The 25,811-nt window shown below is 35.5% G+C and carries 21 protein-coding genes; 13 read left to right on the top strand and 8 right to left on the bottom strand.

The features are described 5' to 3' along the window. Positions 1–38: 38 nt before the first annotated feature. Together QWY91_RS10790 and QWY91_RS10785 are read left to right on the top strand one after the other, a co-directional pair. Positions 39–1,001 (top strand): GSCFA domain-containing protein, encoded by a 963-nt coding sequence (locus QWY91_RS10790; RefSeq protein ID WP_290234837.1) that lies wholly within the window; start codon positions 39–41, stop codon positions 999–1,001. Positions 1,002–1,294: 293 nt separating this feature from the next. Beyond that, positions 1,295–1,909 (top strand): DUF4230 domain-containing protein, encoded by a 615-nt coding sequence (locus QWY91_RS10785; RefSeq protein WP_290234835.1) that lies wholly within the window; start codon positions 1,295–1,297, stop codon positions 1,907–1,909. On the opposite strand, the gene QWY91_RS10780 is transcribed toward QWY91_RS10785, so the two are convergent. The 3 genes from QWY91_RS10780 to QWY91_RS10770 all read right to left on the bottom strand — a co-directional run bounded on the left by QWY91_RS10780 (position 1,906) and on the right by QWY91_RS10770 (position 4,663). Then, positions 1,906–3,666, bottom strand: a complete 1,761-nt coding sequence (locus tag QWY91_RS10780) for an aromatic amino acid hydroxylase (protein WP_290234832.1) — start codon at positions 3,664–3,666, stop codon at positions 1,906–1,908. The two genes, QWY91_RS10785 and QWY91_RS10780, sit on opposite strands and share 4 nt — an antisense overlap. A gap of 110 nt (positions 3,667–3,776) precedes the next feature. Beyond that, a complete protein-coding gene (locus QWY91_RS10775; RefSeq protein WP_290234829.1) occupies positions 3,777–4,316 on the bottom strand; it encodes a DUF4136 domain-containing protein in 540 nt (179 codons plus the stop codon). 179 nt (positions 4,317–4,495) lie between these two features. Next, positions 4,496–4,663, bottom strand: a complete 168-nt coding sequence (locus tag QWY91_RS10770; RefSeq protein ID WP_290234828.1) for a C1orf53 family protein — start codon at positions 4,661–4,663, stop codon at positions 4,496–4,498. Positions 4,664–4,696: 33 nt separating this feature from the next. Between QWY91_RS10770 and QWY91_RS10765 the strand changes: the two genes are divergently transcribed. From QWY91_RS10765 to hemL, 4 genes are read left to right on the top strand one after another with little or no spacing between them, the layout of a single operon-like run. Continuing rightward, positions 4,697–5,023: a hypothetical protein gene (locus QWY91_RS10765; RefSeq protein ID WP_290234825.1), complete on the top strand. Its 327-nt coding sequence runs from the start codon at positions 4,697–4,699 to the stop codon at positions 5,021–5,023. A gap of 38 nt (positions 5,024–5,061) precedes the next feature. Continuing rightward, positions 5,062–6,021: a 1-aminocyclopropane-1-carboxylate deaminase/D-cysteine desulfhydrase gene (locus QWY91_RS10760; RefSeq protein ID WP_290234823.1), complete on the top strand. Its 960-nt coding sequence runs from the start codon at positions 5,062–5,064 to the stop codon at positions 6,019–6,021. Position 6,022: 1 nt separating this feature from the next. After that, positions 6,023–6,856, top strand: a complete 834-nt coding sequence (locus tag QWY91_RS10755) for a glucosaminidase domain-containing protein (RefSeq protein WP_290234821.1) — start codon at positions 6,023–6,025, stop codon at positions 6,854–6,856. A 15-nt stretch (positions 6,857–6,871) separates the two neighbouring features. Continuing rightward, positions 6,872–8,164: a glutamate-1-semialdehyde 2,1-aminomutase gene (gene hemL / locus QWY91_RS10750; protein ID WP_290234818.1), complete on the top strand. Its 1,293-nt coding sequence runs from the start codon at positions 6,872–6,874 to the stop codon at positions 8,162–8,164. 76 nt (positions 8,165–8,240) lie between these two features. Here the strand turns inward: hemL and QWY91_RS10745 are convergent, their stop codons facing one another. Both QWY91_RS10745 and QWY91_RS10740 read right to left on the bottom strand, forming a co-directional pair. Further along, on the bottom strand, positions 8,241–8,732 hold the full coding sequence (locus tag QWY91_RS10745) for a PLDc N-terminal domain-containing protein (protein WP_290234815.1): 492 nt from the start codon (positions 8,730–8,732) through the stop codon (positions 8,241–8,243). A 503-nt stretch (positions 8,733–9,235) separates the two neighbouring features. Next, positions 9,236–10,747 carry a GH3 auxin-responsive promoter family protein gene (locus tag QWY91_RS10740; RefSeq protein ID WP_290234813.1) on the bottom strand — a complete coding sequence of 504 codons (1,512 nt, stop codon included), beginning with the start codon at positions 10,745–10,747 and terminating at the stop codon, positions 9,236–9,238. 112 nt (positions 10,748–10,859) lie between these two features. Here QWY91_RS10740 and QWY91_RS10735 point away from each other — a divergent pair, with 112 nt between their 5' ends. From QWY91_RS10735 to QWY91_RS10725, 3 genes are read left to right on the top strand one after another with little or no spacing between them, the layout of a single operon-like run. Continuing rightward, positions 10,860–11,654, top strand: a complete 795-nt coding sequence (locus QWY91_RS10735; protein ID WP_290234810.1) for a DUF2797 domain-containing protein — start codon at positions 10,860–10,862, stop codon at positions 11,652–11,654. A gap of 9 nt (positions 11,655–11,663) precedes the next feature. Beyond that, positions 11,664–12,224, top strand: coding sequence for a sugar O-acetyltransferase (locus QWY91_RS10730; protein WP_290234807.1), 561 nt, complete (start codon positions 11,664–11,666; stop codon positions 12,222–12,224). 31 nt (positions 12,225–12,255) lie between these two features. Beyond that, on the top strand, positions 12,256–12,813 hold the full coding sequence (locus tag QWY91_RS10725) for a hypothetical protein (protein ID WP_290234805.1): 558 nt from the start codon (positions 12,256–12,258) through the stop codon (positions 12,811–12,813). An 88-nt stretch (positions 12,814–12,901) separates the two neighbouring features. On the opposite strand, the gene QWY91_RS10720 is transcribed toward QWY91_RS10725, so the two are convergent. Next, positions 12,902–15,604: an AsmA family protein gene (locus QWY91_RS10720; RefSeq protein WP_290234803.1), complete on the bottom strand. Its 2,703-nt coding sequence runs from the start codon at positions 15,602–15,604 to the stop codon at positions 12,902–12,904. Positions 15,605–15,656: 52 nt separating this feature from the next. Next, on the bottom strand, positions 15,657–16,361 hold the full coding sequence (locus tag QWY91_RS10715) for a queuosine precursor transporter (RefSeq protein ID WP_290234801.1): 705 nt from the start codon (positions 16,359–16,361) through the stop codon (positions 15,657–15,659). Positions 16,362–16,471: 110 nt separating this feature from the next. Here QWY91_RS10715 and folK point away from each other — a divergent pair, with 110 nt between their 5' ends. Continuing rightward, complete coding sequence (gene folK, locus QWY91_RS10710) at positions 16,472–17,599, top strand: 2-amino-4-hydroxy-6-hydroxymethyldihydropteridine diphosphokinase (protein ID WP_290234798.1); 1,128 nt, start codon at positions 16,472–16,474, stop codon at positions 17,597–17,599. 407 nt (positions 17,600–18,006) lie between these two features. Here the strand turns inward: folK and QWY91_RS10705 are convergent, their stop codons facing one another. Then, positions 18,007–18,549, bottom strand: coding sequence for an RNA methyltransferase (locus QWY91_RS10705; protein ID WP_290234794.1), 543 nt, complete (start codon positions 18,547–18,549; stop codon positions 18,007–18,009). 254 nt (positions 18,550–18,803) lie between these two features. On the opposite strand from QWY91_RS10705, the gene QWY91_RS10700 reads away from it, so the two are divergent. The 3 genes from QWY91_RS10700 (at position 18,804) to QWY91_RS10690 (ending at position 25,809) form a co-directional block, all read left to right on the top strand. Next, positions 18,804–22,046: a S41 family peptidase gene (locus QWY91_RS10700; protein WP_290234791.1), complete on the top strand. Its 3,243-nt coding sequence runs from the start codon at positions 18,804–18,806 to the stop codon at positions 22,044–22,046. Positions 22,047–22,171: 125 nt separating this feature from the next. After that, positions 22,172–24,001, top strand: coding sequence for an ABC transporter ATP-binding protein (locus tag QWY91_RS10695; RefSeq protein ID WP_290234788.1), 1,830 nt, complete (start codon positions 22,172–22,174; stop codon positions 23,999–24,001). Between the two features lie 896 nt (positions 24,002–24,897). Beyond that, entirely contained in the window at positions 24,898–25,809 is a 912-nt protein-coding gene (locus QWY91_RS10690; RefSeq protein WP_290234786.1) for an alpha/beta hydrolase, read from the top strand. The last annotated feature ends 2 nt before the right edge of the window (positions 25,810–25,811 follow it).

Raw genomic sequence — 25,811 nt, 5'->3', positions numbered from 1 at the left:
AGGATTAATTCTGTACGCCTTTATTATTTACAATAGTTATGGATTTTAGGACAATTGTACCGATTAAAAATCAGTCTCCAAAGATCGATTACGAAGCTAAAATATCTTTATTTGGTTCTTGTTTTGTAGAAAATATTGGAGATAAACTTCAGTATTATAAGTTTCGTGTCATTCAGAATCCGTTTGGGATCATTTTTAATCCTTTAGCATTACTTCAGCTCTTCCAAAGAATAGATGAAAATTATGAATATTCAGAGAAAGACATTTTTCAGCTAAATAATCAATGTTCGTGTTTTGATGTTCACTCTCAAATGAATCATTCTGATCGTTCAGAGATGATTTATAATTTGAATAATACCTTAGCATCCACTCGAGCTTTTCTGCAAGAAAGTTCACATGTGATAATTACTTTAGGGACGTCTTGGGGCTATATTTTAAACTCTGATAATCGTTTGGTCGCGAATTGCCATAAAGTAGCGCAATCTAATTTCAGTAAAAAGATTTTTTCTGCGGAAGAAATTAAAGAAAGTCTTACTGAAATTTCGAAAATCATCTGGAAGCTTAATCCTAAAGCTAAAGTGATCTTTACCGTTTCACCGGTCCGGCATTTGAAGGATGGTTTTGTAGAAAATCAGCGTAGCAAGGCGAATCTTATTTCGGGTTTGCATTCATATCGCGAAGAAATGAAATTGAAATTCGATAAAAAAACGACATATTTTCCGAGTTACGAGATTGTAATGGACGAGTTGCGGGATTATCGTTTTTATGGAAAAGACATGATTCATCTTTCTGAAATAGCAATAGATTATGTTTGGGATAAATTCAAAGAAGCGTGGATAGATGCGAAAGTTTATCCAATAATGAAAGAAATAAATACTATTCAGAAAGGTTTAAGTCATCGCCCGTTTGATGAAACTAGCCCGAAACATCGCGAATTTCTTGACAAACTTCAGCTAAAAATTAAAAAATTACAGGATAAAAATCCAACTATTAAATTCTGAATTTATTATTTTAAAAGCCAATTATACTGCTATGTAATAAAATTAAACGATATATATTTTGAATATTACAAAATAATCGTAAATTACGCACTGTAAATTAATTCTAATTTATTGATTGAAGTATTCGCCATAAAGAATACGATGATTAATTAAACTTTCTTTTCTAAAATTTGTTTGGGGTAGATTTTAGAAATTTTACTCTTATGGACGGGTGGGGCCGTCCATAAGTTTTTTATAACACTTTCCTATTTTTAAATCCTTATCTTTAATTTCCTAATTCTAACTTTTATTAAATGAAAAAGTTCTTAATCGCTGTTGTAGTGATTGTGCTTATATTCTTTGGTTATCGATCTTACAAAGATTATCAAGATGAAAAAGCGCAGTTAACCCAAAACTCACAGTTAATACAGGAACAGATTAAGAATGTGGGAAAACTGGTCGTTACCGAAGGTGATTTCTCTCAGGTTTGGTCATATAAAGATTCCAAAAAGTTTTATTTAGATGTCTTTTCGGCAAGAAAGAAAGCGCTAATTGTAGTTAATGCGAAAGTAACGGTAAGCTATGATCTAAGTCAGCTTGAAACTGAAATCGATGAGGAAAACAAGCGTGTCATTATAAAGAGTATCCCAAAAGAAGAGCTTAATATTTATCCGGATATTCAATATTACGATGTTACCCAGGATTATCTAAATCAATTTGAAGCTTCAGATCACAATAAGATCAAAAAGAAAGTGACCGCTTCTTTAAAGAAAAAAATAGAGGCTTCCAGTATTAAAACGAACGCTCAAAACAGGTTGGTAAGCGAATTGTCAAAAATCTATATCCTAACAAGTACCATGGGCTGGACCTTAGAATATAATGACATGCCGGTAACCTCTCAAAACGATCTACAGGATATCAAACTTTAGATTTTAGGAGCCAGTTTATGCCTAGCCATAGCGAATCCGTCTTCGATTAGATGCGCTATTTTTGGTCTTTTTTGCTGAAGGTCTTTTAGATGCTCTTTTGTTCTTTCAGCCAAATCTTCATCATGTTCTAAAGCAAGTTCATAAATTTCAGTGCTTAGTAACCAATCTTCCTGATGATCTTTTTTCAGAATATCAAAAACTGCCTGAATACTGAATTTTGTATTTTTTCCTTCTCTAACATTACGAACGGCTTCATATAAATCTTCTAACTCTTTGCGTTCCGATGTTTTCTCAGATTTAATTGCACTAGAACTTGTTTTGTGGGTAACTAAATCGAACGAGTGATGATCTGCAGGTCCTGCAAATGCAGAGACTACTTCTTTACCTACGGCCATATCGTATCGCCCCCATTCCGGTTTAAATAAAACTTGATCTTCGTATTTTACAGTGCAATTTTTAAAGCTTATGAGTACTATTTTTCCTTGTAGGTTTCTGGTTCCGGTAATTATTTCGCCGTTTACGTTGACGCCACCTTCAAATTCTAGCTCAATATTTTCTCCTTCGTAAATTTTATAGGCCTTTAAGTCACGCGGACTCATATCTTCAATGGCTAAATTGATCCCTTTTAATTTTCCGATGGGCGAGCCAAGACCTTTGGGATGTGATTTTGTTCCATGTCCTACCAATTCTTTTTCTCTGGAAGCAAGTGCTGTTTTTCCTTTCGTTTGAATATAAATCGGTTTTCCTTCAAATTCGATCACATTTTCAAAATTCCCAGAAACCTGCAAACCGGTACTAAATTCGATTGTGCCTAAACCTTTAGAATCAATCAATTTTTTAATTCCGCTTAAACCACCTTTTCTAAGCGCCATTTTATTGGCGAATTCCTCTAAAACCAAACTCAAATGTGCAAAATCTGGAGTTACATACAATTGAGGTTGAGGTTTTGTAATATCAAACTCCTGATGCATAGCTTCGATAGAATAAGGTATTTTCTTTACATTATCGGTCATGCAAGATTTACTTTCGCCAATAGAAGATAACAAACCGGCGCCATAAATCTTAGGATTTTCGGGAGTTCCTATCAATCCGTATTCTACCGTCCACCAATGTAAATTTCTTATGAGCGCCATTTCACTAGGCTTAACATTTTTATCTTGCAGTTCTCCAACAAGTTTTTCAATAGCAGCAATTTCTTTTAGCGGCGTTCCTTCAGCTTCTTTTAAGATAGAAAGTTTTCGAATAGCTTCGTAAACCTCATAGTCGTGCGAGCTGGAAATCGCTTTGCAGCCAATTTCCCCGAATCTACGCAGGTATTCCGCATACTCAGGATTTGCGATAATTGGTGCATGGCCGGCGCCTTCATGAATAATATCTGGTGCCGGTGTATATTCAATATTTTCAAGTTGTCTGATATCGCTCGCGATCACCAAAACATTAAACGCCTGAAATTCCATAAAAGCAGCCGGCGGAATAAAACCATCTACAGCCACCGCCGCCCATCCAATAGATTTTAAAATGCGGTTCATCCCGTACATATTAGGAATATGATCTATAGAAATCCCCGTTTGCTTGAGTCCGTCTAAATATGAATTGTGCGCAACCTTGCTAAGATAAGCCACATTCTTCTGCATTACATATCGCCATACGGCTTGATTGATAGGCGTGTAATCTTCGTAGTTTTGTGGTTTAATATATTGCTGAAGATGCGCAGGTAAGCGTTCTAAAATTTCGTTAGACTCAATTGAATTAAGCATAAAGTTGTGGCTTATTTGAGTACTGAATATACGAAATTTTAAAAGAAATAAGCGAAGTGTAAAAAATATGGCAATAAAAAAGCCTCTCGAGAGAGAGGCTTAGAAATCTTTTAATCTTCAGATCCCGGAGGATATTTTTCTAATATTTTGGATACAATTTCATTAATGCGTTCTTGTTTTTTACTCACTTTTTCAGCAAGAGCAGCAGTACCCATTCCCTGCCATACTAATTCTTTAGTTTCTGCATCAATAAGATCGATATATAAAGTTCCGTCGCTAGTTCTATTCACTGTATTGAATCCTGTATTCCAATACCATGGTGACCAACCCCAACCATAACCCCATCCTGGGTTATTCTGGTAAATATTTATATTCTCGTGTGTTTTGGTGAAAATGCTTACTAAAAGATCTGGACTTTGGGATTTCTCGAATCCTTTTTCCTTCATAGAAGCTTCAATAGCTCGCATGATTCGTTTCTTATCAAGATCAGATATTTCAGCTTTATCAACTCCCGGCTTAAAAAAAGCGAAAGAGCTGTAAGAATTAAAATTGGCTTCACGATCATAATCAGAGGCTACTCTCACACTGCTACAAGAAGTGACGAAAATGGCCAAAAGCAACAACACAGGAGTAAATTTTAGAACTTTCATAGGTGTTATATTTTATAATTTATAAAATCCTAAGCAAGGATGCTAATCACTTGTTAGACTGTTTGATAATCTCAAATATCATGCCGAATTAAACTATTTTAACTATTCTGAAAAGCACTATTTCTATACGAATAACCTTAAATCTCCTATAATTACAGCAAATAGCCATCACTTATGTATTATTGAGAATTCGTCTTTTTATCATAACCGTAGGGGCAATGTCTACAACCGCTTTCGCAGCAATAGCCACGTTTAAGATGATATTGCTCTGTAAAACATTTATAACCTTCTGGCGTTAAATAATAGTCGCCGTCTTCTAAAGGTATTTTTTTTCTTGGAAAACTCATGAAAACAAAATTACAATTCTTAACTTGAAGAAAATGATTTTGGTCAACAAACATATTCTAGGTAAAAACTTTATTGCGGTCACAATTTGGCCGGTGATTTTTGTGAAAACGGCCGAATACAAAGAGGATGAGCTTTTAGTGAATCACGAGAAGATCCATCTGAAGCAGCAATTGGAGCTTTTGGTTGTTTTCTTCTATATTTTTTATGTAGCTGAATTTCTCTTTCGCTGGATAAAATATCGAGATTCTATGAAAGCCTACCAAAATATTAGTTTTGAGGTTGAAGCCTACACTAAGGAAAAAGATGAAGACTACTTAACTAACAGAAAAGCTTATTCCTTCCTAAAATATTTTCTTTAATTCTTTGTTCCAATTTTCGCCTTTCTCATCTTTGCAAAATGAATGCAGAGCGCAACTTCGATTTGATTTTCAATAAAAATGAGGCAGTTTTTTCTCGAAATGACTTTATCAAGAAATTTGAAAAGCAGAATATTGAAGTTTGGTTAAAGCGAGAAGATTTACTGCATGCTGAAGTTTCCGGGAATAAATTCAGGAAGCTTAAATACAATGTTTTAAAAGCCAAAGCGCTCCAAAAAAGTCAAATTTTGACTTTTGGAGGTGCTTTTTCTAATCATATTGCGGCGACTGCCGCGGCAGGAAGAATTCATAATATTCCCACAATCGGAGTAATTCGTGGGGAAGAGCTGAAAAAAGACCTTCAGAAAACGCTAAAATCAAATCCTACCTTAAAGTTTGCTTCGGAGAATGGGATGCAATTTCACTTTATTTCAAGAGAAGATTTCCGAAGAAAAAATGATTCCGATTTTGTCGAATCTTTACATCATGAATTTGGCGATTTTTATTTAATTCCCGAAGGCGGAACAAATGAGCTTGCTATTAGAGGCTGCGAAGAGATTTTAAGTGAATCTGATAAAGAATTCGATGTGATTTGCGTCGCTTCCGGAACTGGCGGTACAGCTTCAGGTTTGATAAATGCTTCAGCTGAAAATCAAAAGGTTTTGGCTTTTTCAGCATTAAAAGGGGAGTTTTTAAAAGAAGAAATTAGTCATTTCAGCAATAAAAAAAACTGGACACTCGTTAGCGATGAGCATTTTGGTGGTTATGCTAAAATAAATGAAGAACTCGTTAGTTTTATAAATGACTTTAAAACGGAGTTTGGGATTCAGCTAGATCCAATTTATACAGGGAAGATGATGTTTGGTATTTTTGATTTAATTGAAAAAAATCACTTTCCTGAAAATTCACGTATTTTAGCCATCCATACAGGAGGATTGCAGGGAATAGCTGGTATGAACCGTTATTTAGAGAAAAAGAAAATGAGCTTAATAATTGAATAATATGAGGTTGAAGCCTTACATCATACTAATTTTATTATCACTAGTTGTCGCTTCCTGCGGAAGTAAGAAAAAAGTGACTACTCGTAAAAATAGAAAGCATAGAAACGAAGCGGTAATCAATAATCGTAATCAGGGAAACAGGAATACCAATACTCCTGCTGAAATTGCTGATGCTGAAACTATGCCGGTAAGAACCTACGATTTTACCGTAGAAAACTATATCGCCGATTATGCGCCAATTGCGCAGCAGGAAATGCAATTGTACAAAGTGCCTGCAAGCATAACTTTGGCACAGGGAATTCTCGAATCTGGTTCGGGAAAAGGAAGATTGGCGCAAGAGGCTAATAATCACTTTGGGATTAAATGTCACGATTGGCAGGGCGATAAGATTTATCACGACGATGATCGCAATCAGGAGTGTTTTAGAAAATATCGCCATCCAAAATATTCTTTTAGAGATCATTCTTTATTCCTGGCAGAAAGACGTCGCTATGCAGCGCTTTTTGATTTGGATACCGATGATTACAAAGGTTGGGCAAAAGGATTAAGGGATGCAGGTTATGCTACCGATCGTCGCTATCCACAGAAGTTGATGGACTTGATTGAGCGTTACGAACTATATCGCTATGATGCTGAAGTTTTAGATCGTCCTTCGCCAAATTACACGACCGAGTTTAAAGCAAAAGGCGACAGTTATATTGTTAAAAAAGGAGATACTTTGTATTCTATCGCCAAACGATACGACACAACTGTAGAAGAGATTAAAAGATTAAACCGATTAGTTGGAAATACTATTGATATAGGACAAACCTTATTAGTAAAAGAACGACCATAAGAAAATTGCAATTATATGATTTATCAAAGAAGTAGTGCCTTATTTGCTGAAGCTAAAAAAGTAATTCCGGGTGGAGTAAATTCACCGGTTAGAGCTTTTAAAGCGGTAGGAGGAGATCCTATTTTTATTGAAAGAGCCGAAGGTGCTTATATTTATGATGAAGACGGAAATAAGCTTGTCGATTATATTAATTCCTGGGGGCCAATGATACTTGGTCATGCTCATAAACCGGTAGTAGATGCGGTAATTGAAAGAGCTAAAAAAGGAACTTCGTTTGGTACGCCTACAGAGATTGAAACCAAAATAGCCGAATTAGCGGTAAAAATGGTTCCGAATATCGATAAGATTAGAATGGTAAACTCAGGAACCGAAGCTTGTATGAGTGCAGTTCGACTAGCCAGAGGTTTTACCGGAAAAGAGAAAATTATCAAATTTGCAGGTTGTTATCACGGGCATAGTGATTCATTTTTAATTCAGGCTGGGAGTGGAGCGATGACTTTTGGAACGCCTAACAGCCCGGGTGTTACGCAGGGAACGGCAAAAGATACTTTGCTTGCCGCTTATAATGATTTAGAGGAAGTGAAGCAGATTGCTGAACAAAATAAGGATGAAATTGCCTGTATTATTGTAGAACCTGTGCCGGGAAATATGGGATGTATTCCTCCAACTGAAGGATTTTTGGAAGGTTTGAGAAAGCTTTGTGATGAAACCGGAATCTTACTGATTTTCGATGAGGTGATGACAGGTTTTAGATTGGCAGCAGGTGGTGTACAGGAACGATTAGGAATCAATGCTGATATTGTTTGCTTTGGAAAAGTAATTGGTGGAGGTTTGCCGGTTGGTGCTTTTGCTGCCCGAAATGAAATTATGGATTATTTGGCTCCTGTTGGGCCGGTATATCAGGCAGGAACCTTAAGTGGAAATCCACTGGCGATGGCAGCCGGATTAGCGATGCTTACTGAACTATCTGGAAATCCTGAGATTTTTAAAAGTATCGATAAAAAGACCGAATATCTTCATGAAGGTATGGAGAAAGTTTTAAATGCAAATGGAGTAAAACATACGATTAACCGAGTAGGTTCGATGATTTCTGTACATTTTTCTGAAGATGCAGTAACTGATTTTGCTTCTTCTGCGGAAGCTGCAAAAAATGGAAAGTTCAATACTTTTTTCCACGGAATGTTAGAAAACGGAATTTATATTGCACCAAGTGCTTTTGAAACCTGGTTTATTAGTGATGCGTTAAGTTACGATGATTTAGATGCAACGATTGCAGCTGTAGATAAAGTAACTAAAGATTTTGACTAATAATAACTAGTTGAAACTAAAAAAAGCCCTCATATTCTAAAGTGAAAATGAGGGTTTTTCTTTTAATAATCTTTCGTTATGATTTTGGTTTTGTGGTTAAATAAATAATCGGGCCAAAGAATGGAACGAATATTGAAATCATAGCGTATAGGATTTTCTCTAGATCTCCAGCTGTAGATTTAATGACCTTTCTTAATGCAATCCATAATAATATGATGTGAGTAAGTAAAAGGATGGGAACAAGGAGATTAAAAAGTTGCCATAATAAAAGTCCTGTATTATTAACATTCGCATTATAGGTGATATCTATATTTTCTTGCTGAGAGTATAAATGATCTATAAATTCTTCGATATCACCAATTTCGCTAGCCTTAAGTCTATAAGGTACCTTTTCTGAAGTATAAATGAATATATCTTCGCGATCTTCGATTACCACTTTCTTGATTTCTTCGGAAGGTAAAATTTCTTCGTTAAATTCGTTAAGTGATATTTCTTTAGAATCGCTACCGCATCCAATTGATATTAGACAAATTAAAAGTGGAATAAGAAATAGTAAGGCTTTTCGCATATTTTGTTGTTTAAGATAATTCACGGTTAGAGCTGATATTTAAAAGCTAAAATATAGAAAATGGATGAGTTTTAAAGCTTTTTATTACTGAATTACTTAAAGGGTTTCATTCGAAATTCATCGTTTTGAATTATAGCAAGCGATTATCAGAGAGAAAACCTAGAATGTTATATTAGAATTTTCTGATAGTATTTATTCTTTCCTTCAACTTGTAAATCCAAAATTGAATGCCTGCAATAAATCATAATGAGGTGTGCTCACTATGAGCTTGATTCAGAGTCTTATCACTATAATTTGCTTTACAATATAATATGAGATCCCGGATCAAGTCCGGAATCACGATAATTTAAAATTAGTTGAAGGCCGCTCTCTGAGAACTAAAAGCTAAAAGCTGACTGTTAATTGCTGACAGCTGGAAACTAAAAGCCTTCCTGTTAATTGATTACTGTTAATTGAGCTTTGTAAACTTGTTTAATGATAACTATAAACCGTTAACTAATCATCTACATCATCCCTAGTAATTCTTCCACATAATCTCTAGAATTCGATAATCTTGGTATTTTATGCTGCCCGCCTAGTTTACCATTTTTCTGAAGCCAATCATGAAATAACTTTTCCCGTGCTACGTGAATTTTAGGCGCATTCAGAGTCATATTTAAATAGCGCTTCGCTTCGTAATCACTATTTACTTGCTGCAGGGCCTTGTCTAAATCTTCATTAAATTCTGACATAGATTTTGGCGGATTCTTAAATTCAATAATCCACTCGTGCGCTCCTTTTTCTTTCCCATCCATAAAAACCGGGGCAGCTGTATAATCGACAATCTCGCAATTGTTGGTAAGCGATGCTTTTTTTAATGCAGTTTCTGCGTTTTCTATAATCAACTCTTCGCCAAAAACGTTAATGTGATGTTTTGTTCTTCCAGATACTTTTATACGATAGGGACTAGTTGAGGTAAATCGAACCGTATCGCCAATTTTATAACGCCATAAACCTGCATTGGTCGTAATAACGATGGCGTAATTTTTACCAATTTCAACTTCAGAAAGGGGGATGATCTCTTCCTCATTACTTCCGTAGGTATGCATCGGAATAAACTCATAGAAAATTCCGTAGTCTAACATTAAGAGCAAATCTTTATTGTCATTTTGATCCTGACAGGCAAAAAAACCTTCCGAAGCGTTATAAATTTCGTAATATCTAAAATCTTCGTTAGGTAAGATCTTTTGATATTGAGCGGCATAAGGATCGAAGCTTACACCACCGTGAAAATAAACTTCAATATTTCGCCAAACTTCGAAAATACTTTCTTTACCGGTATGTTCTAAAACGTTATTCAGCAAAACCAACATCCAGGAAGGAACGCCGGCAAGACTGGTTACATTTTCTTTTATGGTTTCTTCAACAATGGCTTGCATTTTTACTTCCCAATCATGCATCAAAGAAACTTCATTACTTGGCGTGCTACTAAACTCGGCCCAAAAAGGCATATTATCAATTAAAATAGCCGATAAATCACCGTAGCTAGTCCCTTTATCTTTGTATATTTCTTTACTTCCGCCTAAGCGTAAACTTTTACCTGTAAAAAACTGAGAGCCTGGGTTATTATTTAAATACACGCAAAGCAGATCTTTCCCGGCAGCATAATGACAATGCTCCAGAGAATCCTCACTTACTGGTATAAATTTACTTTTCGCATTAGTAGTTCCGCTAGATTTTGCGAACCATTTTATAGGTGTAGGCCAAAAGATATTATTTTCTCCTAAACGGCTTCTTTCGATCGCTTCGTAATAATTTTCGTAAGAATGTAATGGGACACGAGAAGCGAAATCCTTATAGGATTTGATTTCAGAAAATGCATATTTTCTACCAATTTCTGTGTTTTTAGCTTTATGAATTAGTCCTTTTAGAAGCTCATCCTGTACATCGTGAGGATACTTTATAAATAATTCCATTTGGTGAATACGCTTCTTTAGAAACCATGAAGCAATGGAATTTACTAATGGAATTGGCATTTATTTATTATATATTTATCAACTCTTTACAGAGCTTTTTGGTTGGTAGGTTAAAAATAACCGAATCTTTGAAGCCTGCAAAAACGCATCAGTTAAAAATAATGAAAAAGATATGAGATACGAAGGTGTGCTCACCAAAATGAAAACAGAACTGTTGGAAAATGTAGAGTATTATCTGGAATTTGAGAACGATTTTTTAAATCTTAATCAGCTTCTAGAGAAAAACTTAAGTCTGAATTTTCTACGTTTTCAATGCCTTAATTGTGGACAACAAAAGAAAATTTTTAGACAGGGTTTTTGTTACGATTGTTTTACCTCGATACCGCAGGCGGGAGAATGGATTATGAAGCCAGAACTCAGTAAAGCACATTTAGATCAGGAAGATCGAGATTTAGAATACGAAAAAAGAGTGCAGCTAACACCGCATATCGTTTATTTAGCAAATTCAAGTAATGTAAAAGTTGGTGTGACTCGTAAAACTCAGGTGCCTACAAGATGGATCGATCAGGGAGCACACGAAGCAATTGAAATTGTAGAAGTTCCCAATAGATATTTGGCCGGAATTACAGAAATTGCTTTAAAGGCTCATGTTTCTGATAAAACAAACTGGCGGAAAATGTTAACCAATGATATTTTAGATTTAAACCTGGAAGAAGAGCGAGAAAAATTAAAAGATTTTATTCCTGAAGAAGCCAAAGCGTACTATTTACCGGATAATAAAGAAACTGAAATTAAGTTTCCTGTAAAGGAATTTTCATCAAAAATTAAAACGCTGAATCTTACAAAATCACCATTTTATCAGGGAAAATTAATGGGTGTAAAAGGCCAATATCTATTATTTGAAGATGGAACTGCTTTTAATGTTAGAGCTCATGAAGGTTTTGTGGTAGAACTTAAGATCGCTTAAAACCAACGTATGAAATCACAAAAAGAAAAAATGCTTTCTGGTGAATTATATTTTGCTGGTGATGAAGAGCTGACTAAAGAGCGTTTGAAAGCGAGGGAACTTATAAAAAAGTATAATTCTATTCCCGAAGAACAGCCGGAAAAGTTAACTGCTACTTTGAAAGATTTGATTCCGAATGGTGGAAAAGAATTAGTTGTTCAGCCACCTTTCTTTTGTGATTACGGGTATAACATCAAAACTGGAGACGGTGTTTACTTCAATTTTAATTGTGTCATTTTGGATGGCATGGAAGTTAGCATAGGTTCTCGAAGTATGTTTGGTCCTAATGTGCAAATTTATACTGCTTCGCATCCTCTAAATGCAAAGGAAAGGGCTTCACTTTTAGAATTTTCTAAAGCGATAGAAATAGGAGAAGATGTTTGGGTTGGTGGGAATGTTACCATCTGTCCCGGTGTCAAAATTGGAAATCGAGCAGTTATAGGAGCAGGAAGTGTAGTGACCAAAGACATTCCTGATGATGTTTTCGCTGCCGGAAATCCTTGTAAAGTAATTAAAAAAATAGAGAAATAGTGTTTCCTGTTTGTACTAAAAAATAAGATTTATGTTGAAATTATCGAATTTTGTCTTATTATTTTTTACAACTTCTTTGCTTTTTGGACAAGAAATAGAACATCCCCAAAAAAAGTATTCAGAAGATTCTGAAATGGAGGTCGTTAATCTATTGAATAGTGCTAATGCTGAAGATCAGATCGCTCTTTTTATAGAAGATCAATTTATAGCGAATCAGGTTTTGTATCCAACCCTAAACCCCGATAATATTAAAAGTCTTGAAGTCGAGAAAGAGCCTTTTATTCTAGATAGCGCTCATTTTGATGGTAAAATAATTATTACCTATAAAGACGAATATCAACCTGAGTATGTGTCTATAAAAGATCTCATTTTAGAACATGCAGATATTGATTTGCCTATCGTAGTTCAAATAGATAAAGAAGTGCTAGATCTTGATTGTGCTTTATATAAGGTGGATACAAATTTTATGCTGAAACTAACTTTAGAAGAAATACCGACTTCCAAGAAAGGTCATCATATTGTATTGGCAAAGTTTATCACAAAGACACCAGCTAATATTGCGGAGGCAAACAACATAAATATTAAATAAAAACCCGCTTAGATTTTTAGAATCCAAGCGGGTCTTCTTTTTTACGCACTACGCACTACGCACTACGCACTACGCACTACTCATTGAACTATTGCACAGTATCTTTCTTCTTTTTATTCTTAGTCAAAAGCCCGCCAAGAATAGATTTAGCCGCATCTTCGATTTTCTTCTCCTGAGTTTTTGTAGAATCTGGAGCTTTTGTTGGTTTTGCAGTACCCGTGCTGTCGGTCGTTGTAGGATTACCTTTGTTATTTTTCCCTAATTGTTTATTAATAAGGTCATTTAGAGCATTAGTTCCTTTTTCTTTTAATTTATCCTTTTGTTCTTCAGCAATTTTCTGAGTTAAACTAGTAATTGCTCGTTGCATATTCAGGTTAATCTTAGGGCTTTGGAAGGTTCCGTTTAATCCCACTGGGATTTCAACTTTCGTATTTTCAAGACTAGATCCGCTAAGTTTGCTTAAGGTGCCACTTATCTGATTGCCCAAATATTTTGCAGGAACATCCAAATTCAGCTTATAATTCATATTCATATCAAAACCATGACTTCCTGAAATCTGCACTAAAACATCTTTAATTTTAAAATCGAATGGCTGAATATTAACCGCGCCGTTATCAAAGTTCAATTTTGTCTTTAAATTATTTAGATTGATATCATCAAGATCTATAAAATTCAGCTGATCATCTAATTTTGCTAAAAGCGGCATTTTTTTGGTATCCACATCTGCAGTTAAAATTTCGGCTAAAGCATCTCCGGCTAAAGTGGTAAGAATAGGAGTAAGGTCATTATTTAGGTCACCTTTAAGTTTAAGATTAGTCTGAATTTTTCCCTGTAGCGCATTTGCGATAGGAGCAAGACCTCGCATTAATTCCAAATCATTAAAAGACTCCGCTATGCTTATCGCATTCAGGTCTAAAGACATATCGAAAGTAGGCGTAGGATTTTTGGTAGAAACATTTCCGTTTAATGCGATATTTCCGCCAAATATATCTGAAGTGATATTTTGTAATGTAGCAGTTTCATCACGTATAATCACTTTCCCTTTGGCATTGGTCAACTGAAGATTATCGTATAAAATTTTATTTGCATTAAAGCTAAGCGCGACATCTAAGAATGAAGGAATTTTTATAGCCTCTTCACCCGTAGTCACTTTTTCTGTTTTTGTTTCTTCTGAAGAATTTTCTTCTGAAGTTGTAGCTGGTTTTTCTTCAGTTTGTGCAACCATAAAATCGCTAACTGCAAAAGTATTTGATTTTACGTTGAAGTCTCCTTTTAGCACCTGATCGGTAAATAAGAATCCCATCAAATTCTGTATAGTTCCTGATGCTTGCAAATCGGTTTGTCCCGTCGTTAAATTTAGTTCCGGAACTGAAACATTCCCCTGGTTAAGGTTTACTTTCGCGCTGGATATTTTAACCTCATTCGGGATTTCTGGAGATTTATAACTGAAATTTTTAATACTTGCCGTACCGCTGCTTTTTACGTTTTGATATTGCTCTTTTTCTATACTAGCCATATCAAAATTAGCAGAAGCATCTACCGTTAAAATACCATTTAAGTCTAAATCCATATCCAGCGGATAAGCCTGATCGAGATTCGCTAAATTTAGGGTTCCATCTAAATCCAGATCCACTAGCATATTTCCCATTAGGTTTTTTACGCTACCATTAGCAGCAAAGCGATCTTGATCGATTCTAAACTTTACGTTGTTAAAGGTTAAGTAGGTATCTTCTACAATTCCGGATTCGTTTAACACACGAAGATCCAGATTAATATCATCTACACTTTTTGGCAAATCTGGATATTTAAAAGAAGCATTACTAGAGCTTACTTTAATATCTAATTTTGGAATATAAGTATCGTTAGCTGTTCCTTTAATTATTCCGTTCACTACAAAATCTCCTGTAGTTTCTACATTTTCGATGTTTTTGGCGTAGACTTCAGGAATTACTGCTAAGAAGTTTTTAAAATCAGATGAAGGTGTTTTAAAAGTAAGATCGATGTTCGTATCGTTACCCTCCATTTGGACAAAACCATCAAAAGTTAAAGGTAATTGGTTTATAGTAGCTTCATTCTCTAGAAACGTATATTTCATATTTTCCAGATCCATTTGAAGCACGGCATCTAAAGCTATTTTATTTCGGCTTAAATAGTTAATACTATCAAATTCGAAAGAAACGATAGCTTCGGTATCAGTATCTAATTCGGTTTGATCGAGTGAAAAATCTCCGGTTCCCTGGTGATTTAATTCCTCTAAAATCAACGCCATTTTTGCACCTTTATCAACGTAATTCAATTTCGAATTATTGATCTCGTAATGCTGCACATCTAAACTGAATCCGCCACTAGTATTCGATGAGGTTTGCGTCTCTGCCGTAGCTGTAGTATCTGCAATGGCAATATCATAATTTGCCTGGCCTAAAGAATCTACAAGGATATTGATATACGCATTGTTTACTTTAAACTCATCGATCTTTTTGGCTTCTTCACTTCCTTTAAACAATTCTTTGATGCTCATTTCAAGCGTTAATTCTTCTACATTAGCAAGAGTATCACCTTCAAAAGGAGCATTGTTAATTACGCTAATCTCACTTAGTACAACTGTAGCTTGCGGGAAACTTCTTAGAAAACTAAGGTCGATATCGGCAAATTCAACCTTTGCATTAACATTATCATTAATCGTTTTTTTCACGAAATCTTCGATCTGTGATGAAAATATAAATGGCGCTGCAATAAGTAATACAATGATCACCAACAGCGTAATCCCTATAATTTTTAAAACTTTTTTCATAATGAGACTAGTTTAGTAAGTCGTTAATTAATGCCAGGTAAGTTATTGCGAATTATTCTTGTTCTAATATAACTTCTTCTCCCTGTGCTAGTTTAAATCGCTTTCTTATAGCAAAAACGGATAAATAAAGAAACGGAGTATCGCAAATTGCGACGAGCACTTTAAATAGAAAACCACTAAGTAAAAGCGTTTCAAATTTATCCCATTCTATTTTACCAAAGCTACAAAGCAAAATTAGTACCGAGAATGTATCCACAAATTGGGATAGAAATGTTGAAAAGTTGTTTCGTATCCATAAATGCTTTCCTTTGGTAAGTTTTTTCCAAAAATGAAAAAGCTGGATATCAATATACTGTGCTAGTAAGTAAGCAAGCATCGATGCGATCACAGCAATTGCGGTTGCACCAAATACTTTTTGAAAGAGCTCATTTCCTATGGGCGACCAATCGGTTGCCGGTACAGCATCTGCGGTATAAATAATTAGTAAAGAAAAAAGCGAGGCAAAAATCCCTGCGGTTACAACCTGATTCGCTTTCTTCTTTCCGTAAACTTCACTAATAATGTCGGTGATTAAGAAAGTAACCGGATAGGGTAAAATGCCAACCGAGATCTCAAAGGTGTAAATTCCGAAAAAATCCCAGCTAAAAAATTTTTGGAAAATCAAGTTCGAAACGACCAGAGAAGCGATAAATAAAGCCGCTAAAATTAGATAAAATCTATAGGCAGTTAGTTTATCTTTTAAGTTCAGTTGAGCCAAATTATTTTTTTGAAATACTTAGTCGCAAAATTAAGGGTATGTGCATTTGTTTTGCTTAATTTGCTGTGAAATTATAGCAGATCCCTTATTAAAATTTTCTTAAATAAAGTTTGAAAGCCCCTAAGATAGTACATATAGCGCTGGGAAGCAATGAAGGCGAACGTTTTAATATTTTGCAAAAAGCCATCGATAGGATTTTTGAGGAAATCGGTAGCGTTTTGCAGGTTTCATCGGTTTATGAAACTCCGGCTTGGGGCTTTAGTGGGAATGCTTTTTTGAATGCATGTATTTCAGTTAACACACGTTTTACTTCGGAAGATGTGCTGCGTAAATTATTGGCGATCGAAGCCGATTTTGGACGAAAAAGAAACGATACTGGAAATTACCAAAATCGATGTTTAGATTTAGATGTGTTGTTGTTTGAAGATGAAGTGGTGGAGACAGAAATTTTAACCTTACCGCATCCACAAATTCAAAATCGACGATTTGTGTTGCAGCCTTTAAACGATATTGCTTCAGCTGAAGTGCATCCAGTTCTGAAAAAGAAAATTCAGCAATTGCTTTTAGAAGTAAATGATGCTTCTGAAATTTCTAAGATTGATAAAAAATTGCAAGTACCAACAATGAATTTGAAATTCAATGCTTGTAACTATATCGCTGTTGAAGGAAATATTGGTGCCGGAAAGACCAGTTTTTCGACCATGGTTTCTCAGGATTTTAATGCGAAATTAATTTTAGAACGTTTTAAAGACAATCCTTTTTTACCAAAATTCTACGAAGATCAGGAGCGTTATGCATTTTCGTTGGAAATGTCTTTTTTAGCCGATCGTTATCAACAATTATCAGACGATTTAGCGCAGTATGATTTGTTTAAAGACTTTGTGATTTCAGACTACGATGTATTTAAATCGCTTATTTTTGCTAAAATAACTCTGGCAGAAGATGAATATTCGCTTTATCAAAAGCTATTTCATTTGATGTACAAAGAACTCGTAAAACCAGATTTGTACATTTATCTTTATCAAAATACCGAGCGTTTACTTCAGAATATAAAAAAAAGAGGCCGGGAATACGAGCAGAATATTCAGCCCGATTATTTAATGAATATCAATAAAAGTTATTTGTCTTTCATGAAATCTCAAACGAATATGAAAGTACAGATCATCGATATTTCTGAACTGGATTTTGTAAACAATCGCAAAGATTATTTGAAGTTATTAGCGGAGATTGATTTGTAGATTTTAATTTACAATGTATTGATCGTCATTCCGTGCTTGACACGGAATCTCATCGTGTTGGATAAGATTCTGAATCAAATTTGTCATGACGAAAAAAGAAGTTTATTTGGACTCATTCATTTTCTTTTTTCCATTGCCGAAAAAAGAAACAAAAAAGTCTAGGCTTACTAAACTTACTCTAAATTGTACGTTCGGAAGCTGAATTTTAGAAACTCGCTATCGCTCAGACAGCCTAAAATTAAGACGCTTCTCTTACTTCCAATTTTACGAGTAATTTTCGATAGGCCGTTTTATATTTGTAATTCAACATTCAAAATTTAAAATTTTCATCCTGATTCTTGCATCTCGACTCTCTCGTCTCTTCTAAAATCTCACGTCTAATATCTAAGCTCCAAAAACGAAGCGATCTAATCCTGAAATTTCAGTTTAGAATATAAATCCCAAAGAATAACTCCTGTGCTTACTGAGATGTTCAAAGAATGTTTGCTTCCGGCTTGCGGAATTTCGATTACACCATCACTAGCTGAGACTACTTTTTGCTGTACACCTTTTACTTCATTCCCAAAAACTATAGCTATTTTTTCGCTAATTTCAGGATTAAAATCATTAAGCATAACCGCACCTTCAGCTTGTTCTATTGCAAAAACTTTTACGTGATCTTCTTTAAGTTTTTCAACTAGTTCTAAAGTATCTTCAACATGTTCCCAAATTACTGTTTCGGTAGCGCCAAGAGCGGTTTTCTGGATATCTTTATGTGGTGGTTTCGCCGTAATTCCGCATAAATAGATTTTTTCAATCAAAAACGCATCAGAAGTTCTAAAAACCGAACCAATATTATTAAGACTTCGAATATTATCTAAAATAACGATAATAGGTGTTTTTTCGGCTTCTTTAAATTCTTCAACCGACTTTCGATTTAACTCGCTGTTTTTGATTTTTCTATTCTTCATGCTGCAAAAATAAAAATAAATGCTTTTTTTTCGCTTTTTGAATTCACTAAGGATAATTTAATTTTTGCTGTTTTCGCAATTGATTTTATTTTAAATAAAGATTTAAAAAATCAAATTTTAGCAATTCTGAAATAGAATAGAAATATCAGGTTTTGCAGAGCATCTTTAGGAATGATCTGTAATTTTAAACCTCATCTTTTTTTATCATCTTTGAGAGAATATTTAATTTTCTTGAAAACATTCACATAAAATTTATGAAGAAAACGCTCTTTTCGCTAGTCGCAGTACTATTTATTAATATGATTAGTATTGCTCAGGTTAGTCCACAATGGATTCGTTATCAAAGTATTTCTCCCGACGGAAAAACCATCGCTTTTACCTATAAAGGGAATTTATATAGCGTTGCTGCCAGCGGTGGTGATGCCAAACAATTAACTTATCATAAAGCGCATGATTATATGCCGGTGTGGAGTAAGGATAGCAAGCAATTGGCTTTTGCATCCGACCGTTATGGCAACTTCGATGTTTTTGTAATGGATGCTTTAGGCGGTCCCGCTACACGGCTAACTTTCCATAGTAACGATGAGCATCCGTATTCTTTTTCCGCAGATAATAAGTCGGTTATATTTGGTGCAGTTCGCCAGGATTTGGCAGAACATCGTCAATTTCCTACCGGTTCGCAACCAGAACTTTATAAAGTGCCGGTTTCAGGAGGACGTGTAGATCAAATTTTTACCATCCCGGCAGAATATGTTCAGGTAAGTGAAGATGGAAAAACATTGGTATATCACGATAAACCGGGAGGAGAAAATGAATGGCGTAAACATCATGTATCTTCGGTGACTCGCGATCTATGGAAATATTATGTGGAAGAAGATAAGCATACAATGATTACTTCTTTTAAAGGGGAAGACCGCCAACCGATTTTTGATAAATCTGAAGAGAATTTATATTATTTAAGTGAAGAAAGCGGAAATTTCAATATTCATAAATTGTCTTTAGCGAATCCTGAAGAAAACGTACAATTAACCGATTTTACAGATTTTCCGGTACGTTTTTTAAGTTTTGGGAATGGTACTTTGTCTTTTGGATATGATGGCGAATTGTATACCATGAAAGAAGGTGAGTCACCTAAAAAAGTACAGGTAAATATTAGAACACAATCGGGAGACAATAGCGATAATTACATCAATATTAATGACGGAGTAGAAGAAATGGCAATCGCTCCTAATGGAAAAGAAATCGCTTTTATTGCGCGAGGAGAAGTATTTGTTACTTCTACCGATGGTTCACTTACTAAACGAATAACCAACACGCCCAACCGCGAACGCTTTCTTTCTTTTGCGCCAGATGGCAAATCTGTAGTATATTCTAGTGAACGAGATGGAATATGGAATGTATATAAAACTGAAATTGTACGAAAAGAAGAACCTTTTTTCTATGCTTCAACTTTACTAAAAGAAGAAACGCTTATCAAAAACGAGGATGATAGCTATCTGGCAGAATATTCTCCCGATGGTAAAAAGCTGGCTTATATTTCAGGTAGAAGAACTTTAAAGGTGAAAGATGTTGCTACAGGAAAGGAGATTGAGCTGTTAACTCCAAAGGATTTATTTACAATGGGCGATGGCGATCAATATTTTACCTGGAGTCCCGATAGTAAATGGTTGTTGGTAGATTGGGGTAAATTACTTAGCAATAATGAAGTGCTGCTTTTAGCAGCCGATGGTAGTAAGCGTGAGAATTTAACCGAAAGTGGTTATCAGGATTACGAACCAAAATGGGCGAATGAAGGAAAGCAGATGATTTGGTTTAGTAACAGAAACGGACTAAAAAGTTACGCCACCAGTGGAAGAACCGAAACCGATGTGTATTCGATGTTCTTTACGCAAGATGCTTATGATAAATTCAAAATGTCTGAAGAAGATTATAAGCTGATGAAAGCCGTAGAAGAGGCGTTAAAAGAAGATAAGGACGAGGACGAAAAAGACAAAAATAAATCTAAAAAGGATAAAAAGAAGGCAGAAGAAACCAAAGCTTTGGAGTTTGATTGGGATGGATTAAAAGAGCGCAAAGAACGACTGACGACTCATTCCAGTAGCTTAAGTGATGCCGTGCTATCTAAGGATGGAGAGAAAATTTATTATCTGTCTAGTTTCGAAGACAAAAATAACCTTTGGGAAACCAATTTGCGTACGGGTGAAACCAATATGGCGGTAAAACTGAATTCTAGAGGTGGAAGCTTAGTTTGGGATGAAAAACAGGAAAATCTTTATTTATTAAGCGGCGGAAATATATCTAAAATAGATGTTGAAAAAGAGAAATCTGAAGGTATTAAAATTTCAGGAGATATGTATTATGATGAAGTTGCTGAAAGAGAAAAGATGTTCGACCATGTGTATATCAGAACCAAAAATGTATTTTACGAGCCTACTTTCCACGGAAAAAACTGGGATTCGTTATATGTTCAGTATAAAAAATATCTTCCGCATATTGGAAATTCCTACGAGTTTGCAGAGATGCTTGCAGAAATGTTAGGAGAACTTAATGTTTCTCATTCTGGTGCTCGATATAGTAATCGAAGTGATGAAGGAGACGAAACAGCTTCTTTAGGAATTTTTACCGATTACGATTTTAAAGAAGACGGAATCAAAATTACTGAAGTCATTAAAGGCGGGCCTTTAGATAAAGCAGCTTATGACATTAAAGCAGGAATGATCATTACTGCAATAGATGGCGAAAAGATAGAAAGCGATCAGGATATTGCAAAATACCTGAATCATAAAGCCGATAAATTTGTTTTGTTAGAGTTCAATGATCCTGAGGCTAAAAAGCCGAAACAAATTACCATGAAGCCAATTTCTTTAGGAGAAGAACGCAATTTACTTTACAATCGTTTTGTACGCATCAACCGTAAGGAAGTTGAAGAAAAGAGTGGTGGTAAATTAGGTTATGTTCATATCCCGGGAATGAGTGACGAGCCTTATCGATCGATCTACGAAGATATGATGGGGAAATATTTTGAAACAAAAGGAGTAATTGTAGATACTCGTTTTAACGGAGGTGGAGATTTGGTAGCCGATTTAGCCGCATTTTTTACCGGAACTCCATTTATAACTTACGAAACTGAAGCTAAAGTAGTGGGTGGCGAACCGACGTCCAGATGGACCAAGCCTACGCTTTCTTTGTTTAATGAAAGTATGTATTCGGACGGGCATTGTTATGCTAGTGGATATACCGATTTAAACATCGGAACCACTGTTGGAATGCCGGTACCAGGAACCTGTAGTTTCGCGGGCTGGGAGCGTTTAGCCGATGGTACAGTTTGGGGAGTTGTTCCTGTTAGCGCAAAGAATAAAGCCGGAGAATGGATGGAAAATAACCAAACCGAACCCGATATAATTGTGAAAAATATGCCAGGCGTAATTAGCGAAGGTCGCGATCAACAATTAGAAAAGGGAATCGAAGTTTTACTCGATCAGGTTTCTGAAGAATAAATTTCTTTAAAACTGAAAATATAAAAGCTCCGGATTCATTTTCGGAGCTTTTATATTTTTAGCTAGGAAGTAAGGATTTTGTATTTTCAAAGACCATATAAAAGAACTTTTTTAAACCAAAGCATTTGCCAAGACCTAAAAAATCATTAGAACCCAATAAAATAAATCTTAAAGATAGTTTTGCTTCTTTAAAATTTGTGCCTCGCTTTTTTAAAGAAATCAGAAAAGTAAATCCGTTGCTCTTTTATGCTAATGTGGGAAGCCGAATTTTAAGTGCAATTATTCCGTTAGCCTTATTGTGGATTGGGAAAATTATTATTGATGAGGTTGTGGTACAAATCGATGCTGAAGTAAAAGATTTTTCAAGATTATGGATATTTGTAGCGGCTGAATTTGGTTTAGCGATTCTTTCGGATTTATTGAATAGAGCGGTTTCGCTCACCGATGCCTTATTGGGCGATCAATATTCTATAGATACTTCAGTAAAAATTATTGAAAAAACAGCCGAGCTGAATCTCGATCAGTTAGAAGATTCTGAATTTTACGATAAACTTGAAAGAGCAAGGCGGCAAACAACCGGAAGAGTTGGTTTAATGTCGAATATCCTAACTCAGGGCGAAGATGTAATTGTTATTATTTCGCTACTGGTTGGGGTAGTAGCTTTCGAACCCTGGTTGTTGGTTTTACTGGTGGTTTCTATCGTACCCACAATTTTAAATGAAATTAAATTTAGTGGTACCAGTTACTCGCTGGCAAGAAGCTGGACGCAAGAACGCCGGGAGCTTGATTATTTACGTTATGCCGGGGCGAGCGATGTTACTGCCAAAGAGGTCAAATTGTTTGGTTTGTCCAATTATCTGGCGAATCGTTTTAAAAGTTTGTCCGATCAATATTATCTGGCTAATAAAATTTTGGTAAAAAAACGGGCCGGTTGGGGTTCTGTTTTTAATGTAATTGGAACTTCCGCTTATTATGGAGCATATGCGTTAATTGTTTTTAGAACGGTTTTAGGTGTATTTACGCTTGGTGATCTTACTTTTCTTTCGGGATCGTTTAATCGCTTACGTTCAAAATTACAAGGCTTTTTTACGCGCTTCACCCAAATTACAGAAAGTGCTTTATACCTTCAGGATTATTTTGAATTTCTAGATCTAAAGTATGAAGATGATGTAGAAACCGGACTTCCACTTCCGAAGGAAATAAAAATAGGTTTCAGTTTTAAAAATGTAGGCTTCAAATATCCAAAATCAGAGCAATGGGTGGTTCGAAATATTAATTTTGAATTACGAGCGGGAGAAAAGTTAGCTTTTGTAGGAGAAAATGGTGCAGGGAAAACTACCTTGATAAAATTATTACTTCGATTTTATGAACCTACAGAAGGCGAAATTTTATTAGAAGGAATACCGGTGAAGCAGTATGATAAAACCCAATATCAGCAATATTTCGGAGTAATTTTTCAGGATTTTGTAAAGTTTGAATTGACGCTGAGAGAGAACATTGCGATGGGCGATATTAAGGAAATTGAAAATCAAGAGAAATTAGATGCTGCTGCAGAAAAAAGTTTAGCGAATCAAGTAATATCAGATCTTCCAAAAGGTTTCGACCAACAATTAGGAAAACGCTTTAAACAAGGAAAAGATCTTTCTGGTGGACAATGGCAGAAAATTGCAATTGCAAGAGCGTATATGAAAAATGCTGAGGTTTTGATTTTAGATGAACCAACATCAGCTTTAGATGCGCGTGCCGAAACTGAAGCTTTCGATCGTTTTATAAATCTTACTCAGGGCAAAACTGCCGTAATTATTTCGCACCGTTTTAGCACCGTTCGAATTGCCGACCGAATTATGGTTTTAAAAAACGGCTCGGTTTTAGAAATTGGTACTCATGAAGAATTAATGCAAAATGATAAGCTGTATGCCGAATTATTTAATCTTCAAGCTGCAGGATATCAGTAAAAGATCCCCCTAACCCCCGAATGGGGATTGTTCCATTCTGTTTTCTGTTTAGCGTCTTCCGTCGGAAAATTTCCCATCAAAGGATTCTTGATTTTTTGGTTCGTTTTATCTAAAAGTGGTTAGTTATTAGACCTTAGTTGATAGAAAAATCTAAAAAATTTCGTCATCCCGTTCCGATAACTGTAGGGAGACCCGGTATCTCATTGTGCTTGGCTTTAAAGAAAATCAATTCAAATTCAACAATTTCGATTTTAAAAGGTCAATGAGATACTGAATCAATTTCAGCATGACGTACTGCTGAAAAAACGCTCGAAAAATTTTGTCATCCCGTCCCGATAGCTTTCGGGAGACCCGGGATCTCATCCTGATTGGTTTTTGAGAAAAATTCACTTCAAATTCAATAATTTGGATTTTAAAAGCGTAACGAGATGCTGTATCAAGTTCAGCATGACGTACTGTTGAAAAAAACGCTCGAAAAGTTTCGTCATCCTGTCCCGATAGCTATCGGTAGACCCGAGATCTCATTGTGCTTGGATTTTAAAAAAAAAATCAATTCGAATTCGATAATATCGATTTTAGAAGGTCAATGAGATGCTGAATCAAGTTCAGCATGACGTACTGCTGAAAAAACGCTCGGAAAGTTCCGTCATCCCGTCCCGATAGCTATCGGTAGACCCGGGATCTCATCCTGATTAGTTTTGCGTTTGAAAAAGTCTGTATTCCTTAGACTTTAATCGATCGCAGGCATTAAAATTCAGCATTCAAAATTCAACATTTTGAATACTGATTTTTGTCTTTTTTATAACTTCAAAATTCGTACTTCTAACTTCCGTTTTTAGATTCTTCTTACGTTATCCTCGAAGAATTAATTATTTTTATGCTAAACTTAATTTCTAATGAAGACGTTCAGCATAATTTTTCTATTTCTTGGTTTATCAGTTTCAGCACAGGTTAAAACATTGCCTTTATGGCCTGAAGACAAAATACCTAATCATCAACAATCTACCGAAAAGGAAGAAATAAATGATGATGATGTCGTTTGGATTTCAAAAGTGCAAAAACCAACTCTGGAAGTTTATCTACCGGTGAAGCAATCGGCAACCGGCCAGGCAGTGCTTATTTGTCCCGGTGGAGGATATGCAGGTTTGGCGTACGATTGGGAAGGCACGCAGATTGCCAAATTTTTAAATTCAAAAGGAATTGCTGCCGGCGTGCTGAAGTACCGTTTACCATTATCAGCTTCCATAAAAGAAAGTTTTAAAGCACCGCTTCAAGATGCACAGCGTGGTATCAGATTGTTGCGGGCGAATGCTTCAGCATGGCATATTGATAAAAATAAAGTTGGTGTAATGGGCTTTTCTGCCGGTGGCCATTTAGCTTCAACATTAGGAACGCATTTTCAGGAAGCTATGTACTCAGGAATAGATATTACAGATTCCGAAGAAATGCGTCCAGATTTTATGGTTTTAATTTATCCGGTAATCAGTATGGATTCAGCAATAACGCATCAAGGATCTCATGATAATCTTTTGGGTAAAAACCCAAGTGCGGCATTAGAAGAACAATTTTCTAACGAGTTACAAGTGACTAAGAATACTCCAGAGACTTTTATATTACATGCCGGTGATGATGGTGCAGTTCCAGTAGAAAACAGTCTGCGTATGTATGCTGCTTTACAAAAAAATGGAATAAAAACTGAAATGCATATTTATCCTGAAGGAGAGCATGGATTTGCTTTAGCAAACGGGAAGTATTATTTAGAAAATTGGAGTACCCGGCTAATCGATTGGCTTAAGAATTTAAAATAGAA

This window comes from Zunongwangia endophytica (genome assembly GCF_030409505.1).
Lineage (GTDB): Bacteria > Bacteroidota > Bacteroidia > Flavobacteriales > Flavobacteriaceae > Zunongwangia > Zunongwangia endophytica.
Note: the sequence above shows the minus strand (reverse complement) of the source record. Positions and strands in the feature narration are given on the sequence as shown.